Below are 17,255 nucleotides of genomic sequence, written 5' to 3'. Positions count from 1 at the left end.
CATGGCAAAAATTATTGTCGTAACTTCAGGTAAAGGCGGTGTAGGCAAAACTACGTCTAGCGCAGCTATTGGTACAGGCCTTGCACTTAAAGGCTACAAAACAGCCATCATCGATTTTGATATTGGCCTTCGTAATTTAGATTTAATCATGGGCTGTGAACGCCGTGTGGTCTACGATTTTGTTAACGTCATCAATGGCGAAGCAAATCTTAATCAAGCATTAATCAAAGACAAGCGAGTAGAGAAATTATTTATACTTCCCGCTTCTCAAACGCGAGATAAAGACGCCCTCACCCGTGAAGGCGTTGAACGCGTTCTGAATGAACTCAAAGACAAATTTGACTTCATTATTTGTGACTCCCCTGCGGGGATAGAAGCAGGTGCCATGATGGCGTTGTATTTTGCCGATGAAGCAATCGTTACAACTAACCCAGAAGTCTCTTCAGTACGTGACTCAGATAGAATCCTAGGCATTTTGCAAAGTAAGTCAAAACGCGCTGAAGACGGCCTAGAGCCAGTAAAAGAGCACCTGTTACTCACTCGCTACAACCCAAGTCGTGTTGCTGCAGGCGAAATGTTATCTGTGGAAGATGTACAAGAAATTTTAGCTATCGACTTACTAGGTGTTATCCCTGAGTCAACAGCCGTGCTTAATGCTTCAAACTCAGGTCAGCCGGTGGTGTTAGACGGTGAATCAGATGCAGGCCAAGCCTATAATGATGCTATTAACCGTTTACTTGGTGAAATTGTTGATTTCCGTTTTCTTAATGTAGAGAAAAAGGGCATTCTAAAACGGATTTTTGGAGGTTAACGTGTCGTTACTTGACTATTTTCGCTCAGAGAAAAAAAGCAGCGCATCGCTTGCAAAAGAGCGCTTGCAGATAATTGTTGCGCATGAACGCTCAAAACGCGGCACACCCGATTATTTGCCACAACTTAAGCAAGATATTTTGGATGTGATCCGTAAATATGTAAAAGTAGACTCAGATGCAGTCAATGTGCAATTTGAGCAAAACGAAGACGATTTAGCAGTATTAGAGTTGAATGTCACGCTTCCTGACGATGACAGAGAGTCTAAATAGCTAGATGAAATCCAATAAAGTCTACCTACTGAGCATGCTTGGCATGATAATCAGTAGGTAGAAATTATTTAAAAACGCAACGAACCAACGCTTTTCTAGCATAACCAAACATACAAATATCGTCTTTAGCTAATTACTAAACATCCCACTCTTGTAGCGTATCTTTAACCAGTTCATAACGCCAAGGTTGAAGTAAATCAGGTTTAAGTAAAGACGCGCGCTCCTCAGCGGTTTTTTTCCAATTCCAACTTATCAATTGATTTATTTGCTTTTTCGATGCCAATACATCGGCTGGAATGCCATTGTCTTGCGCTATTTGCTTAATGTACGATGTAAGTTGCTTTGCCGCTTTTTTATACTCAGGGTAATCAATCAGCCTCAAGAGTTTTTTCGGGCATTGTGGTTCGCCAACAGCATTACCCTTTTCTACGCAGGCAAGGATCTCTTTTCCAGAGCGGTTCACTTCCATCGCTTCAATGCCCGGCACATTACGCAGGCTATTTAATGATGTAGGTCTGCGTTTTGCTACTTCGACCATATTATGTTCTTTGAGAATAAAGCTTAACGCGAGATTTTTCTTGTGTGCTTTGGCGCGTCGCCAAGCTGCGAGCTCTTTTAACACCGCTAAGTCTCGAGGTTTTAGCTGCCATGCATTTTTTATATCTAAATACACTTGTTCATCTGGCACGACAAAGGCGCGTTTAGCAGCTATCAGCTCGCTTTCGCTGATGACGATATCAACCAAGTTGCGTTCTTTGATTAGCGTAAAAATGTGTTCAAAGCACGGCATTAAATAGAAAACATCAGAGGCAGCGTAGTCCAATTGCTTTTGCGTTAATGGTCTTTGAAGCCAATTTGTTCTTGACTCACTTTTGTCTATTTCAACTGCTAATATGGTTTTTACCATGTTAGCAAACCCCACACAGTTACCCTCTCCGAGTACCTGCAAAGCAAACTGAGTATCGAACATTGGACTGGGTACAAAGCCTGCAAACTTTTGAAATACTTCAATATCTTCGGAAGGAGAATGCAGCACTTTGAGTACTTTAGGATCTTGTAAAACAGCCCAAAACGGTGCCAAGTCTAGCTCCAAAAGTGGGTCAATCAAAGCTAGATGATTTGCTGCAAACACTTGGATCAATGCAACTTCAGGGTACAAGGTACGACGACGCATAAATTCGGTGTCTAACGCCACCACCTGCGCATCTGATATCTTTGCTACAAATTCATTAAGCTCGTTTTGGGATTGAATAACTTGGTACTGCACTGCGTCTCCTAGACATATTCTTGCTAAAAAAAAGCCGGCTAATGCCGGCGATTCTTTATTCTTTTAAGGCTCTGCGTAAGATTTTCCCTACGTTGGTTTTTGGCAGCTCATCTCTGAACTCAACCAATTTGGGGACCTTATAATTAGTCAGATTATCACGACAATGCTTGATTATATCCTTTTCCGTTAAAGAAGGGTCTTTTTTAACGACAAATACTTTAACTTGTTCACCACTTACTTCGTGAGGTACACCTACAGCTGCTACTTCAAGTACACCTTCATGCATTGCAACAACTTCCTCTACTTCGTTCGGGAACACATTAAAGCCAGATACAATAATCATATCTTTTTTACGGTCAACGATATAAAAGAAGCCTTCATCGTCGTATGTGGCAATGTCACCTGTCGCAAACCAGCCATCTTTTAAACACTCGGCAGTAGCATCAGGACGGTTGTAGTAACCAGCCATAACCTGTGGACCTTTCACACACAATTCGCCAGCTTCACCCTTTGGTGCTTCTTCACCGTTTTCTAAAATAATTTTTAGATCGGTACTTGGTGCTGGTAAACCTATAGAGCCATTATAACCGTCTAAGTCATAAGGACAAATGGTTACTAGTGGAGCACATTCAGTAAGCCCATAGCCTTCCATTAGCTTGCTCCTAGTGACTTTTTGCCAGCGCTCTGCAACAGGACGCTGTACTGCCATACCACCACCTAGAGACATTTTTAAGTGAGAAAAGTCTAGTTCAGCGAACCCAGACGTATTTAACAGGCCGTTAAATAGCGTATTTACCCCTGTAATAGCCGTAAATGGATATTTAGATAACTCTTTTACAAACGCAGGCATATCACGTGGATTAGTGATCAAAATATTATGACCACCATACTTCATAAAGGTTAAGCAGTTCGCGGTTAATGCAAAAATATGGTACAGCGGCAACGCAGTAATGACGATCTCTTGGCCTTTGTCTAACACTTTATCCAAACAACCCGATACTTGCTCTAAGTTGCCAACCATATTGCCGTGAGTCAGCATGGCACCTTTTGATACACCCGTTGTACCTCCAGTGTATTGCAAGAACGCTAAATCACTTAAATTTACATCTGGTGCAACATAGTCATTGGGGTTTGCACCAACCACCTTTTTAAAGGCGATTGGGTTAGGCAATGAAAAGGCCGGCACCATTTTTTTGATATGCTTCACTACCAGATTAACTAGGTGTTTTTTAACGCCCCCCATCATGTCACCGATTTCAGTCAACACAATGTGTTTAACCTGAGTTTTCGGCAATGCTTTTTGTAGTGTTTGTGCAAAGTTAGCTAAGATGAAAATTGCTTTAGTTTCAGAGTCATTAAGCTGATGCTCAAGCTCTCTAACTGTATAAAGTGGGTTCACATTGACCACAATACACCCTGCACGCAAAATACCTAAAATTGCTAATGGTGTTTGCAATAAATTAGGCATCATAACGGCTACTTTATCACCCTTGCCAAGCTTCAGGGTATTTTGAAGATAGCTTGCAATGGCTTTGGTTTTTTCATCAACTTGTTTATAAGTTAAGGTCTTTCCCATATTTGTGTAAGCAGGAAGAGACGCATATTCAGTAAAACTTTTGTCAAACAATTCAAGCAACGAGTTGTAATGTTCTGGATCAATCGTTTCAGGCATACCTTCTGGGTAGCGCTTTAGCCAGATTTTTTCCACTCTTAGCTCCTGTGTTTTAGTTATTTTTTTGATACTTAACCTTAATAGATATAAGGCGCTTTAACAATTGAGCAAATACTCTAATCCGAGGATATTCCCATATTTATTGGAAATATACAATTAGGTTAGGGTATTTCTATTCATGTGTTGTTCAATCAATGTAATGCATTGCTGCGGGTTATCCATATGACAATGATGACCTCCCGAGATTTCCTTTACCTCTAAGTTATTGAAGTTATTTTTAAATATTGAAAGGTTTTGCTTAACAAAATCATACCCCTTTGTACCTATTACCAGCAAACTGTGTACATCAATATCATTTAATACTGCCAACGCCTGAGCCTGAGAAAACCGAAAGCCAGATTGCGTTTTTAGCCTAGGATCGGTAGTTAGGTAAAAACCGCCCTCTACTTTTTGAGTGTTTCTGCTCATTAGCAAAGCAGCATCTTCTTTTGTGATATCCCCAACTTGACTTCTTGCCGTGCTAAGCGCATCAAAGCTGGAATACAGCCGTTTTTTAAATTTATCTGTTGTTTTTCTTTGCTCAAAGGCGGCTTTCATTTGCTGATGTATATCATCAGGCTCAGTACAAACCAGCCCAATGCCTTCAATCATGACTAAGCTATTAACACGCTCAGGATATAAAGCACTGAACAAACCACATACCATCGCACCAAGTGAATGCCCAACTAAATGACAGCTGGGCACCTGCAATTGGTCAATAATATTTAATAAATCGTATACGTAATCTACAAAATAATAGTGAGCGTCAGCTGAGCGCCATTGCGATTGACCATGACCCATTAAATCTATAGCAATATAAGTATATTTCGCGTCAATGCTAGATAACATAGGTTTAAAGCTATTGCTGTTATCAAGCCAGCCGTGAACACAGATGACAACTTCTTTTCCATCGCCAAATGTTTGAGTGGCTATTCCTTGCTTTTTCAGGGCATCTATCGCGTTTTTCATTGTAGTCACATAAATCTCATAGGTTATTATTGATAATTATTTTATTATCCTACGTTATCATAAGAGTAATTATAAGCTCGATTATATACCCTTTAATATCAAGGCAAGCGTTACTGCCACTGACTGCAACTGGGTTGTAGTCTTAACAGACTTTCAGGTTTGTTTACGATAAGTAGTATTTTGCAAAAAAACACATGGGAAATCTAAGGACATAAATAATGAATAAACCTCTTAGTTTACTGAAGAAAAACGTTTTATTCACAAAAACTTTGGTTGCAAGCACTCTTGCAGCCTGCATTTTTAGCGCTCACGCGACAGCTGAGCCTACACCAAAAAACGTGATTTATATGATTGGTGATGGAATGGGTCCAGCTTATACAACCGCCTATCGTTATTTTATGGATAATAAAGACACAAAAGTGGTTGAAGCAACCGTATTTGATTCTATTTTAGTTGGCATGGCGCATACCTACCCTGATGACGATACGGTAGTCACCGACAGTGCTGCTGGCGCTACAGCCCTGAGCACTGGCACCAAAAGTTACAATGGCGCAATTGCAGTAGATACACATAAAAAACCACTAAAAACCATGCTTGAAATAGCTAAGCAAAAAGGCATGACGACTGCATTGATTGCCACATCACAAATCAATCATGCTACACCTGCAAGCTTTGCTGCACACAACGAGTCACGTCGCAATTACGATGAAATTGCTAATGACTATATTGATAACAAAATCTCCGGAAAATTGCCCGTTGATTTAATGCTCGGTGGTGGTACCAAATACTTTGTTCGAGAAGATAGAAATATCGTCGACGAGTTTAAGAGCGCAGGCTATAGCTATAGTGATAACTTAAATACCATGGACACACTCACTTCATTGCCAGCCCTCGGGTTGTTTGCGCCTGTAGGTTTACCGTTTGCCATAGATGAGAACCCTAACCGTTTAGAAAAAATGACTAAAAAAGCATTGTCTCTTTTGGATAAAGAAAACGACAAAGGCTTTTTCGTGATGATTGAAGGCAGTCAAATTGACTGGTGTGGCCATGCTAACGACATCGCCTGTGCGATGGCTGAAATGAACGACTTTGCCAACTCTATCAAAGTTGCCAAGCAATATATTGACAATAACCCTGATACAATACTGGTGATCACAGCAGATCACTCCACCGGTGGACTTACTCTTGGTTCCAACGGCCAATATCGCTGGGAAAGAGACGTTGTAAAAGGGATAAAAGCATCTGTACAAAGCATGACTTTGAAAATGCTCGAGTCAGATAACTTAGAAGAGGTTTGGACCAAATCAACGGCTTTACCGTTTGATAAACAAACTAAATTACTACTCGAACAGGCTAAATCTCAAGGTGATAAAGCACTGGCAAAGGCGATTAGATCAATAATAAGTGATGCGAGCTTTACAGGTTGGACAACAGGCGGACACACTGCTGTTGATGTACAAGTATTTGCTTACGGTAAAGGCGCTGAGCAGTTTATTGGTTCACAAAACAACACCGCAATTGCAGACAAGTTAATTTCATTTATCAAAAAGTAACTACAACACATAACTACATTGATATTGAGCAGTCTTCAGACTGCTCAATATTTTTTTCTAATAATTCTATTGCCGCTTCAATTGGCATTGCCTTATGATACAAAAAGCCTTGTACACAGTGAATGTTAGCTGATTTGACCACCTTTTCATCCGCTTCAGTTTCTATACCTTCTGCTACTGTGTTAAAACCAAGCTGAGTACATAGCTGTGCAAGGTGACGATATAAAGTTTCCGATTTACTGTTTGATGAGTCTGGTAGCAAACTACGATCTAGCTTAATGGTATCAATATTGAGTTTAGATAAAACAGACAAGCATGAATAACCCGTACCAAAATCATCCATTGCACAGCGTATGTGACTGCGCTTAAGCAGGTTTACTACCTCTATCGTTGCAGCGAAATCCTCAATGTAACTTGATTCTAACAGTTCAACTTCTACTTGATCTTCAAACCGTGCAAATGCTTTGACCACCCTTTTGTAGCCACCGTTTAATAAGTTATCTGGCGAAATGTTAAAACTCACCTTTGGACTAAGACCAGCCTGAGCAAATTTATCTAAGTCAACTTCAAGTTGATCAATCACAAAATTATCTATCACATCAAGCAGCTTGTGCTTAGCCAATGTCTCTAAAAACCAAGGCCCTTCGACTTTGCCTGCTGCCCTTTTTAATCTTAGTAGGGCTTCAAACCCAATCACAGCACCAGTTTTTAGGTCCATTTTTGGTTGATAGTATAAAGTTAATGAGCCTTGATTTAGCGCATCAGTTACTTCTTTTAAACAATGGTGTTCGAGCTGCTGTTCACTATGATGTATAGCAAACATACTTTCCGCTTTATCTTCTATTTTTCGGCCCGCAGAATAGCGCTTTACCAGCATGTCTAATGCTTTGCCTGATACGCTATGGCGCCGATACATTTTTAAAAACGGATAATAAATCGCAACATTTAATGCCACTAACAATACTTGCAAAAACACACCAAGGTAACTGTTAGTTAAAAGCCACGCATTTAGAAATATGGGTGTAAACCACGGTACGGCTTGCTCAGCTGCCATCGTTAACAGTCCAGATGATATCGCATAATAAGACAACAGTGCATTGAGCATCGGCGCGAGCAAAAAGGGAATAAGCATGTAAGGATTAAATACAATTGGTAAAGCGTAAATCATCACTTCACTAATATTGAAAATAGCCAGAGGGAGGGAGATTTTTGCGATATGCTGTTCGTGTTTAGCCCCTTTTATCAAGAAGCTGGCAATGATGATAGCCCATATACAACCCGTACCTCCTAACAACACAAATGCACTAAAAAAATGGTAGTTTGCTATGTTCGCCCCAACAACGTAATTGGCAACGTCAGTTGGTGCTAAAATGTGATAAGTATTGTCGCCATGCACACCAAAAAACCACAACAAGTGGATACTGAACAATTGCACAAATACTTTACCAAAATCCGTCAGCTCAACTTGAAACGCTAACAAGTGATTGAATAGCCAGTTGGCTGAATTGTCAACAAACGGATATAAAAGCAAAGTAGTGGCAGTAACAGCTAAGTAGGGAAAAATTAGGTTGATATGTTTTCTTAAAAACAAACTAATCGAACTAACATTAACAATCCTGAACCATTTTACCTGAACAAAATACGACAATAAGTGAATACAAAATATTGGCATGAACAACGAATACAAAACACCTTGAGTTTGGTCTATGTGGATCATGTTATTGTCAATAAACATGTACCCAGTTGTGGCCGTAAAACAGCTCACTACTAAGATAGGGGCTGCGATAGTGTGAACTTTCAGATTTTTGGCAAGATGATAAGAAAATGAAATTAAGCTCAGTAACGGAAACAATCCCCAAACCAGTTGATTAAAGTCATTAAGGTATTGATGATCAAATCCTTGAGCTGCAATATCAAGCCATTGATTTAATAGCGTTATAAGAGAGGCTACGATAAAAAAGGGGATCAAAGCGATATAGCCTTCACGCAAAGACAATATCGTTGTGTTGGCCGATATTTTTACCGCGAAACGATTAAACTGATTAAGTATTGAAGTTGCCAAATACACACTCGGTTTTTTCTTTAAACAATACCGAGTTTTAGCCAGAACACCAATAGAACACTCTGAATTATGATTGAATATTTTTCAATTCATCAAACGAACACATTCACCCCTATAAGGCTTTGAACTTCTGCTCGACGCTCTTGATTATTAATGGCTGTGTAGGTACTAATTGCTTTGCTGTTGTTATAACTAGGCTGATCGTAGATTGTTGAGGTGAATTCACTTTGCAACTTTTTGGCAAGCTCAATGCCTTTTTCAGAGCTTCTTATAAAACTTTTATTTTCAGGTGCTTGTGGCGCAGACGTTTGCTCAGCATTGGCCTTTTTAACAGCTGGCTTTAACTGATAAGTATGTTGGCTTTGTACAATTAGCTGTGTTTTCATTGTCTGCACCGATATAACTAACTCTTATAAAAATATAAGATTATTCGCGACCTGGCAACTTTTTCCAAGTAACGGTATCTCTTACATAGTGAGGCTGCGCTTGGGCCGCATCTACTGACAAACCTTGACTGAATGCTTTGTCACCTATCTCAAGCATATAAAACGCATCAGGTAAGGTAATTGCATCTTTGACTTCAAGGTTATTACTTTGAGCCAGCTCAGGATAAGCTTGCCAAGCAGTGCCAACCGCAACTGTTGGGTTATCAAAAGACGCCACATCTTCTGGTGCACAGACTATTTCGTTACCGACAAGCGCTAAGTAGCCTTCGCTGGATACCTGATAATGTGCAAGATAAACTTCCCCCATTCTTGCGTCTATTGCGCTTAGCACCTCAGACACATTGAATTGGTGCACAGCTTGCAGCGCCATCGCTTCAAGCGTAGAAACACCGACAAGCCGCAATTTTGCAGAAAACGCTAAGCCTTGAGCAATAGCAACGCTAATTCTAACCCCTGTAAAACTGCCAGGCCCTCGTCCAAAAACGATACCATCTAAATCAGCTAACTGACAATTTGCTTGTGTTAGCAGCTGCTCAATCTCAGGGAGGATTTTTTGACTATGTTGTTGCGGACAGACTTCGAAGTGGCGATAGGTTTGACCATTAAAGTAAAGCGCCAAACTGAGCGCTTCTGTTGAAGCGTCAATTGCTAACAAGTTATGTTTCATACTATTTTATATTCTCAAGAAATTTAGTGGCAGTTTCCAAGCAACGAGTCCGCTTCATTGCTGGTAAGCTTTTTAAAAATGTTTGTCCGTATTTTCGCGTAACTAAACGATTATCGCAAATAACCAGTACTCCTTTATCCGAATTATCACGAATTAAACGCCCCACGCCTTGCTTTAAGCTAATCACTGCTTGTGGTAACTGAATCGTTGAAAACGGTTCATTACCTTGCATTTCAGCATCGTTCATTCTTGCTTGTAACAACGGATCGTCTGGTGAGGTAAAGGGCAACTTATCAATCATAACGCAACTGAGCGCATCACCGCGTACATCTACGCCCTCCCAAAATGATGCAGTACCAAGTAACACAGCATTACCATGGCGAACAAATTGCTCTAGAATAATGCGTTTTGATGACTGTCCTTGCATAAAAACTGGATACTCCAACGCAGTACTTAGTCCTTCAAAAACAAGGTGCATAACGCGATAGCTGGTAAATAATAAAAAGGTGCGTCCTTTTGCCGCACTAATAAGTTGCTTTGCAATTTTGACTAACGTATGTGGCATCAAGTCATCACGACTTTCAGGCAAATAGCGAGGTAAACATAACAATGCTTGTTGCTGATAATCAAAGGGGCTTGCCACAATACTTTGGTGCGTAGGCTTAAGTCCAAGGCTGGCATTGAAATGCGCTAAAGAGTCATCCACTGATAACGTCGCTGACGTAAACACAAAACTGGCTTTGGTTTTTTCAACAATCTCTTGAAACTTAGCTGACACATCCAAAGGTGTTATGTGAATAGAGATATAGCGCCGAGTCGTTTCAAACCAATAGCTAAAACCAGTTTGCGACACGTCAAATGCTCGCTCTAATTGCCCTTTAAACTTCAGTACCCTCTCAAATGGATGTTCAATTTTATCACTACGGTCTAAACAGGTTTTTAGGACTTGATACAAAAAATCTAGATCGCTGATAACTCGATGCAACGCATCACAGACTTGTTTATTCGCTAAAGCCGCGCGCCAATCTCCTCGTCCACCATCAACGCCAAAGGAGATCCTTAAATCTGCAACACTGGTTTCTAGCTTATTTAACGTTTTACCAAGTTGCAGCATATCAGGTATATCTGAGCGGTAAATGATCCGAATATCGTTGATTAGGTCGCCAAGTTGCTTGGTACTAAATGATTCGCCAAAGTAATCACTGGCTATCTGTGGTAGCTGGTGCGCTTCGTCAAACACATAATTATCAGCCGTTGGCATTAATTCAGCAAACCCAGAATCTTTAACTGCCATGTCGGCAAAAAATAAGTGGTGATTGATCACAACAAGATCAGCTTCCATCGCTTTTAAACGCGCTTTTCGGATGTAACAGCTTTGGAAGTCTGGGCAATCCTTACCTAAACAATTGTCGGCAGTGGAGTTTACGTAGGGTAAAACTTTGGCGTCTTCTTCAATGCCCACACAATCCGCTAGATCACCACTGTCTGTTTCGGTGGCAAACTTAGCGACCATAGCAAGTTGGTGCATGATATCAGGATCATCGCTAGGTACGTGTGCAACATGCTGTGATAACCTGTAGGTGCATAAGTAGTTTGCACGCCCTTTGAGCAACGCAGTGGTTTTGCCTACCTTCAAAGCTTTTTGTAAGGTAGGTAAATCTCGGTGATAAAGCTGCTCTTGCAGCGCTTTAGAACCCGTAGAGATAATCGACTTTTGTTTGCTTAGCAACAAAGGAGCTAAATAGGCAAACGTTTTACCTGTACCCGTGCCAGCTTCAACAACACATTGACCATTATCGACAATGGTTTGCTCTATTGCGAGCGCCATCTCGATTTGTGGCTGCCTTGGTGTGTAGCCATTAAAGTGCTGAGCAAGCGGCCCTTGCTGCGAAAAAACATGTTGAATAGACAAGATACAGCTTAGTTAGAAAATTTGGCTTGATTGTAATGAGTAAAGTACAGCAGAGCAAGAAAACTGCCTAGTAAAATAGCATCAAGCCCATGTATCTAAATGTGTCTCATCATCTTCTGTTTGCTCTTTACTGTTGGCATTTTTTTTCTGTTCAGCCATTTCTTGCTCTTGCAACTTTTTACGTTGCTGCTCAAGTACCTCTCGACGTAACTTAATTTTTGACACTAACCCATCTTTTACACCTGCAATGTAAAACAGTGGTTTGTGTTCAACTTCTAACCTCACAATATTAGTTAGAAATGGTTTTAGTGCATCCATAATCAATGCCCTCACCTTGTAAAATCTACCTATATTATCGGCAGTTATAAGATATGCTTTAGAAATCAACAAAAAGTGCTTGCACACTTTTACCTTTTTGTGTTTTTCTAGATATACAAATACAGCATAACTAATATTTAACGAGTTAACCATGTTCAATACACTGACAGCAGTACATCATCACCATCATTCAACGGGATAACCTGTCAGGTATTTCGCTGGTGGGTTATTCCCTTAAAGGAACCTCCGGCGAGCAGCACAAAATCTAGTTTATTTTCGCCCCGAGGTTCCACCTCGGGGTTTTTTGTTTTTAAACGTAAGGAAAATAGATTATGAACAGCAATAGATTAAGAATCGCAATACAAAAATCAGGCCGCTTATCAAAAGATTGCCAAAATTTACTTAAGCAGTTAGGGGTAAAGCTCAACCTTCGTGAGCAACGCCTTATTGCACACTCTACCAATATGCCTATTGACGTGTTAAGAGTACGAGATGACGATATTCCTGGTTTGGTTATGGATGGCGTTTGCGACTTAGGCATTGTTGGCGAAAATGTATTGGTCGAAGCACAGGCTGAGCGCGCTGGCGGAACCCAAAATGCAGAAGTCATTAAACTTTCTAAACTAGATTTTGGTTATTGCCGCCTTGCGCTAGCATGGCCTCAAGAGCTAGGTCCGCAAGATAAATCTTGGTTTGAGGGCAAGCGCATTGCTACAACTTATCCAGAAATCTTAAAGCAATATCTACAAAGAGAAAAAATCAGTGCCAGCGCAGTAATGCTTACAGGTTCAGTTGAAGTAGCGCCGCGTGCGGGACTTGCTGATGCCATTTGCGACCTTGTTTCAACAGGCGCTACATTAGAGGCAAATGGTTTAATGCAAGGCGACACCATTTTAGAGTCCAATGCCTGCTTAATTCAAAATCCCAACCTCACTGACAGCAACAAACTAGCGCTTATAGACAAACTGATGCCTCGCTTAAAAGGTGTGAGACAAGCCAAAGAAAGTAAATACATCATGCTGCACGCGCCAAAAGACAAGCTAGACGATATTTGCGAATTGCTACCAGGCACAGGTCAGCCTACTTTATTAGCGCTTGCAGGCAGCGACGATTATGTTGCTTTACACATGGTCAGCACAGAAACCTTGTTTTGGGAAACAATGGAAGAGTTAAAAGCGTTAGGCGCTAACTCAATTCTTGTAATGCCAATTGAAAAGATGATGGAGTAGTCCCCGTGATCCGTTGGAATGAGGAATCCCCAAAAACCCAGCAAGCGCTACTGACACGCCCTGCGGTTATGGCCAGTAAAACAATCCAAAACAGCGTACAGCAAATCATAGAAGAAGTTACTTGTGAAGGAGATGCAGCCCTCTTAAAGTACGCCGAATTATATGATAAAAGAAGCAACCCGCGCTTGGTTGTACCACAAGAGGAAATCGACAACAGCGCACAACAGCTGTCTTTGGAGCTTAAAGAAGCGATTGAACAGGCTTATGCAAATGTCAAAACATTTCACCAAGCACAGCAACCAAAAGACATTAAATTAACCACCAGCCCAGGCGTTGAGTGTGAGCTTAAATACCAGGCTATCGATGCGATTGGGTTATACATTCCTGGTGGCAGTGCGCCTTTACCTTCTTCAGTATTAATGCAAGGTGTTTGTGCGCAATTAAGTGGCGCAAAAACGGTGGTTTTATGCACCCCTGTTAACGGTGACAACTGCATAGCACCAGCCATTTTATACGCTGCGAAGCTATGCGGTATTAGTAAGGTCGTTGAAAGTGGTGGTGCAGGTGCAATTGCGGCGATGGCGATAGGCACGCAAAGTGTGCCTAAAGTAAACAAAGTTTTTGGCCCTGGAAACAGCTACGTTACCATGGCAAAACAACTGTTGAGCCAATCTCAAACCGGGTTTGCGATTGATATGCCAGCAGGCCCTTCAGAAGTACTAATTATTGCCGACGAGCGTGCTAATCCAGAATTTATTGCAGCAGACTTGCTGTCTCAAGCTGAGCACGGCTGCGACTCACAAGTTATTTTACTGTGTAACAGTGAATCAGTTATTGAACAAACTCAGCGCGCGCTGGATGCACAGCTACAAGTTCTACCACGACGTGACATTGCGCAAGCAGCAATGGCCAACAGCGCGCTCATATTGGTTGATTCAATCGAGCTAGCTTTTGAGATTTCGGCGCAGTACGGGCCTGAGCACTTAATTTTACAACTTGCAGAAGCGGCACCTTATTTACCGCAAGTAAAAAATGCAGGCTCAGTATTTGTTGGGGATTACACACCTGAATCTGCGGGTGATTATGCGTCTGGGACTAACCACGTGTTACCAACCTACGGATACTCCAAAGTATATTCAAGTCTCAATTTACTGGACTTCTATCGCACCTATACTGTGCAAAGCATTACGCCACAGGGCCTTAAAAACTTAAGCCGTGCAATACTCCCGTTAGCTGATGCTGAGGGGCTAGATGCGCACGCCAATGCAGTAAAAATTCGTCTAGAGGCGATGAAAAATGACTAAGCAATTATTTCCAAAAGATATTCTGCCAGACAATATCAATGCGCTGGCTGCCTATAGCTCGGCAAAAAGTCAGAAACTCACAGGCTCTACTTGGCTGAACGCCAACGAAAGCCCTTATTCCAAGACATTCGAATTGAGTTTGTCTGACTTAAATCGTTACCCTGATCCACAACCCCAAAACGTCATCGACGCTTACGCTCAATATGCAGGACTCACCGCAGAACAAGTGCTGATGACCCGAGGTGCTGATGAAGGGATCGAGCTTCTAGTACGTACTTACTGCAAAAGTGGTGAAGATAGCATCGCATTATTTTTGCCAACATATGGCATGTATAAAGTAACTGCAGATAGCCACAATGTGGCAATCAATGCCTTAACGCAAGAGCTATTGCTTGAAGGCAGTGTTGAACAAATTATTACTGCAGTTGGTAATAGTAAATTAGTGTTTATTTGTAATCCCAACAACCCTACTGGCAGCCTAACGACACTAAATAAGATATCCGCTATTGCTAAAGCGCTAGAAAATAAAGCGTTAGTCGTAGTTGATGAAGCCTATATCGAGTTTTGTCCACAACAAACCGCCACGACCCTATTACAGGATTTTATTAATATCGTGATATTACGCACCTTATCTAAAGCCTTTGCCTTGGCTGGATTGCGGACAGGTTTTATGTTGACCAACCCCTCTGTATTAGCGCCTATTCGCAAGGTGATTGCCCCTTACCCAGTGTCTCGAGTTGTTGCACAAATAGCTGAACAAGCACTACAAAGTGACGCAATTACACAAATGCGCAGACAAGTGACTATTTTAAACCGGGCCAAAGCAATATTGCTGCAATGGCTAGAAGCATCACCCGCAGTTAACCAAGTTTTAAACGGACAAGGCAATTTTGTTACCGCGCAACTTAAAGATAAAGCCAATATAGACAAAGCGATGAAAAGCGGTCTTATCATGCGTCCCTTTACACTGTACGGACAAGATAACTGGCTGAGAATATCAATCGGTAATGAACAAGAACTAGAACAAGTGAAGCTGTGGCTTGAAACACTTGGCAGCGAGCTTTAAAGGAACAACCATGAGTAACCCCTATTTATTTATCGACCGTGATGGCACTTTGATTGATGAACCGATTACTGACAAACAAGTTGATAGTCTAGAAAAACTAGTGCTGCTGCCTAACGTTATCCCTGCACTTTTGCAACTACAAGCAGCAGGTTATAAATTGGTTATGGTGTCAAACCAAGATGGTTTAGGCACTGATAGCTTTCCAACAGCTGATTTTGACATCGCCCAAAACAAAATGATGGAAATTTTTGCCAGCCAAGGAATTAAGTTTGATGAGGTACTAATTTGTCCCCACTTTGATGAAGACAATTGTCAGTGCAGAAAACCAAAAACAGGCTTACTTACTGAACTCATGCGTTCCGGCAAAGTCGACTTAGAGCGATCTTATGTAATTGGCGATCGTCAAACTGACATCGGTCTTGCCGAAAACCTGTGTATTCAAGGGATATTATATCAAGGCGATTGGCCAGCGATTGTCACACAGTTGACCACACAAAATCGTTCAGCCTGCGTCACTCGCAATACCAAAGAAACACAAATATCTGTCAGTGCCAATTTAGATCAAAACGCCAATGGCGAAATTAATACCGGACTTGGCTTTTTTGATCACATGTTGGATCAAATTCGCACACACGCCAATATCGGATTAAACATTAAAGCCAGTGGCGATCTGCATATTGACGAACATCACTTAGTGGAAGATGTTGGCATTGCATTAGGGCAAGTATTAAAACGTGCTTTAGGCACCAAATCACAAATAGCACGCTATGGTTTTGCGCTTCCCATGGATGAATGTAAAGCCGAGTGTCAGCTAGATTTATCAGGCCGCGCCTCTTTTGTACTCAATGCAAACTTTAGTCGCGAAAAGGTCGGCGACTTAGATGTGCAAATGGTTGAGCACTTTTTCAAATCGCTTGCAGATAACGCTCAGGTAAGTTTGATCCTCTCAGTGACCGATGGTAATTGTCACCACCAAGTTGAAGGCTTGTTCAAGGCTTTTGCTCGAGCACTGAGAATGGCCACAGCGCAAGACACACAGCAGCAAACCGCAAGCTCTAAGGGGTGCTTATGATTGCCATAATTAACACAGGCTGCGCCAACATTAACTCCGTTCGTTTTGCCTTTGAGCGTTTAGGTGTTACCCCTGAAGTGATCACCGACCCTGCTCAGCTTGCGCAGTTTGACCGAGCCATTTTACCCGGTGTTGGTCACGCAAAAGTTGCTATGGACCGCTTGAAACAAGCTGGATGGTGTCAAGCCATAGCTGAATACGACAAGCCACTTATGGGAATTTGCTTAGGTATGCAACTACTGTGCGAGCACACCGATGAAGGGGATGTTTTATGTTTAGGCATGATCCCAGGTAATGTTAGCTTATTAGAAGTTGGCGAGCTTACCTCCCCGCATATGGGTTGGAACAACTTATGCGAAGTAAAAGCACACCCATTAACCAGAGGCCTTAGTGCACAACAACAAGTTTACTTTGTACATAGTTTTGCGCATACACCAAACGAAGCAACACTAGCGCAAGGAGAATATGGCAATGCTTTTTCAGCCATTGTTGCTCAAGACAACTACGCCGGTATGCAATTTCACCCAGAGCGCAGTGCCAAAGTTGGTACCGCACTGTTACAAAACTTTATTGATTGGCAATTGCCTTAAGGATACA

The 17,255-nt window shown here is 41.5% G+C and carries 16 protein-coding genes; 8 read left to right on the top strand and 8 right to left on the bottom strand.

The features are described 5' to 3' along the window. Position 1: 1 nt before the first annotated feature. Positions 2-811, top strand: coding sequence for a septum site-determining protein MinD (minD, locus tag HG263_RS06525; RefSeq protein ID WP_171625268.1), 810 nt, complete (start codon positions 2-4; stop codon positions 809-811). Position 812: 1 nt separating this feature from the next. Beyond that, complete coding sequence (gene minE / locus HG263_RS06520; protein WP_171625267.1) at positions 813-1,082, top strand: cell division topological specificity factor MinE; 270 nt, start codon at positions 813-815, stop codon at positions 1,080-1,082. 136 nt (positions 1,083-1,218) lie between these two features. Here the strand turns inward: minE and rnd are convergent, their stop codons facing one another. The 3 genes from rnd to HG263_RS06505 all read right to left on the bottom strand — a co-directional run bounded on the left by rnd (position 1,219) and on the right by HG263_RS06505 (position 5,029). Next, a complete protein-coding gene (gene rnd / locus HG263_RS06515; protein WP_171625266.1) occupies positions 1,219-2,349 on the bottom strand; it encodes a ribonuclease D in 1,131 nt (376 codons plus the stop codon). 55 nt (positions 2,350-2,404) lie between these two features. Then, a complete protein-coding gene (gene fadD / locus HG263_RS06510) occupies positions 2,405-4,057 on the bottom strand; it encodes a long-chain-fatty-acid--CoA ligase FadD (RefSeq protein WP_171625265.1) in 1,653 nt (550 codons plus the stop codon). 120 nt (positions 4,058-4,177) lie between these two features. After that, positions 4,178-5,029 (bottom strand): alpha/beta fold hydrolase, encoded by an 852-nt coding sequence (locus tag HG263_RS06505; RefSeq protein WP_171625264.1) that lies wholly within the window; start codon positions 5,027-5,029, stop codon positions 4,178-4,180. A gap of 218 nt (positions 5,030-5,247) precedes the next feature. On the opposite strand from HG263_RS06505, the gene HG263_RS06500 reads away from it, so the two are divergent. Then, positions 5,248-6,582 carry an alkaline phosphatase gene (locus HG263_RS06500; protein WP_171625263.1) on the top strand — a complete coding sequence of 445 codons (1,335 nt, stop codon included), beginning with the start codon at positions 5,248-5,250 and terminating at the stop codon, positions 6,580-6,582. Between the two features lie 13 nt (positions 6,583-6,595). Here HG263_RS06500 and HG263_RS06495 read toward each other — a convergent pair whose 3' ends face one another. From HG263_RS06495 to HG263_RS06475, 5 genes are all read right to left on the bottom strand, one after another. Further along, positions 6,596-8,644 carry an EAL domain-containing protein gene (locus HG263_RS06495; protein WP_216628376.1) on the bottom strand — a complete coding sequence of 683 codons (2,049 nt, stop codon included), beginning with the start codon at positions 8,642-8,644 and terminating at the stop codon, positions 6,596-6,598. Between the two features lie 92 nt (positions 8,645-8,736). Then, a complete protein-coding gene (locus HG263_RS06490; protein ID WP_171625262.1) occupies positions 8,737-9,030 on the bottom strand; it encodes a hypothetical protein in 294 nt (97 codons plus the stop codon). 40 nt (positions 9,031-9,070) lie between these two features. After that, a complete protein-coding gene (tsaB, locus tag HG263_RS06485; protein ID WP_171625261.1) occupies positions 9,071-9,757 on the bottom strand; it encodes a tRNA (adenosine(37)-N6)-threonylcarbamoyltransferase complex dimerization subunit type 1 TsaB in 687 nt (228 codons plus the stop codon). A gap of 1 nt (position 9,758) precedes the next feature. After that, positions 9,759-11,669 carry a DNA repair helicase YoaA gene (gene yoaA / locus HG263_RS06480; RefSeq protein WP_171625260.1) on the bottom strand — a complete coding sequence of 637 codons (1,911 nt, stop codon included), beginning with the start codon at positions 11,667-11,669 and terminating at the stop codon, positions 9,759-9,761. 81 nt (positions 11,670-11,750) lie between these two features. Next, positions 11,751-11,987: a hypothetical protein gene (locus tag HG263_RS06475; protein ID WP_171625259.1), complete on the bottom strand. Its 237-nt coding sequence runs from the start codon at positions 11,985-11,987 to the stop codon at positions 11,751-11,753. Positions 11,988-12,316: 329 nt separating this feature from the next. On the opposite strand from HG263_RS06475, the gene hisG reads away from it, so the two are divergent. Genes hisG through hisH form a run of 5 tightly spaced genes read left to right on the top strand, consistent with a single transcriptional unit; the run spans position 12,317 to position 17,248 of the window. Next, positions 12,317-13,216 (top strand): ATP phosphoribosyltransferase, encoded by a 900-nt coding sequence (gene hisG / locus HG263_RS06470; RefSeq protein ID WP_171625637.1) that lies wholly within the window; start codon positions 12,317-12,319, stop codon positions 13,214-13,216. Between the two features lie 5 nt (positions 13,217-13,221). Continuing rightward, on the top strand, positions 13,222-14,520 hold the full coding sequence (gene hisD, locus HG263_RS06465) for a histidinol dehydrogenase (protein ID WP_171625258.1): 1,299 nt from the start codon (positions 13,222-13,224) through the stop codon (positions 14,518-14,520). Beyond that, positions 14,513-15,586 carry a histidinol-phosphate transaminase gene (hisC, locus tag HG263_RS06460; protein ID WP_171625257.1) on the top strand — a complete coding sequence of 358 codons (1,074 nt, stop codon included), beginning with the start codon at positions 14,513-14,515 and terminating at the stop codon, positions 15,584-15,586. The genes hisD and hisC overlap by 8 nt, the downstream gene beginning before the upstream one ends. A gap of 10 nt (positions 15,587-15,596) precedes the next feature. Further along, positions 15,597-16,658, top strand: a complete 1,062-nt coding sequence (gene hisB, locus HG263_RS06455; RefSeq protein WP_171625256.1) for a bifunctional histidinol-phosphatase/imidazoleglycerol-phosphate dehydratase HisB — start codon at positions 15,597-15,599, stop codon at positions 16,656-16,658. Further along, positions 16,655-17,248, top strand: a complete 594-nt coding sequence (gene hisH, locus HG263_RS06450) for an imidazole glycerol phosphate synthase subunit HisH (protein WP_171625255.1) — start codon at positions 16,655-16,657, stop codon at positions 17,246-17,248. Before hisB ends, hisH begins: the two co-directional genes overlap by 4 nt. The last annotated feature ends 7 nt before the right edge of the window (positions 17,249-17,255 follow it).

The organism is Pseudoalteromonas caenipelagi (genome assembly GCF_013140855.1).
Classification (GTDB): Bacteria; Pseudomonadota; Gammaproteobacteria; order Enterobacterales; family Alteromonadaceae; genus Pseudoalteromonas; species Pseudoalteromonas caenipelagi.
The sequence above is the reverse complement of the archived record's forward strand: the minus strand, read 5'-3'. Positions and strand labels throughout refer to the sequence as shown.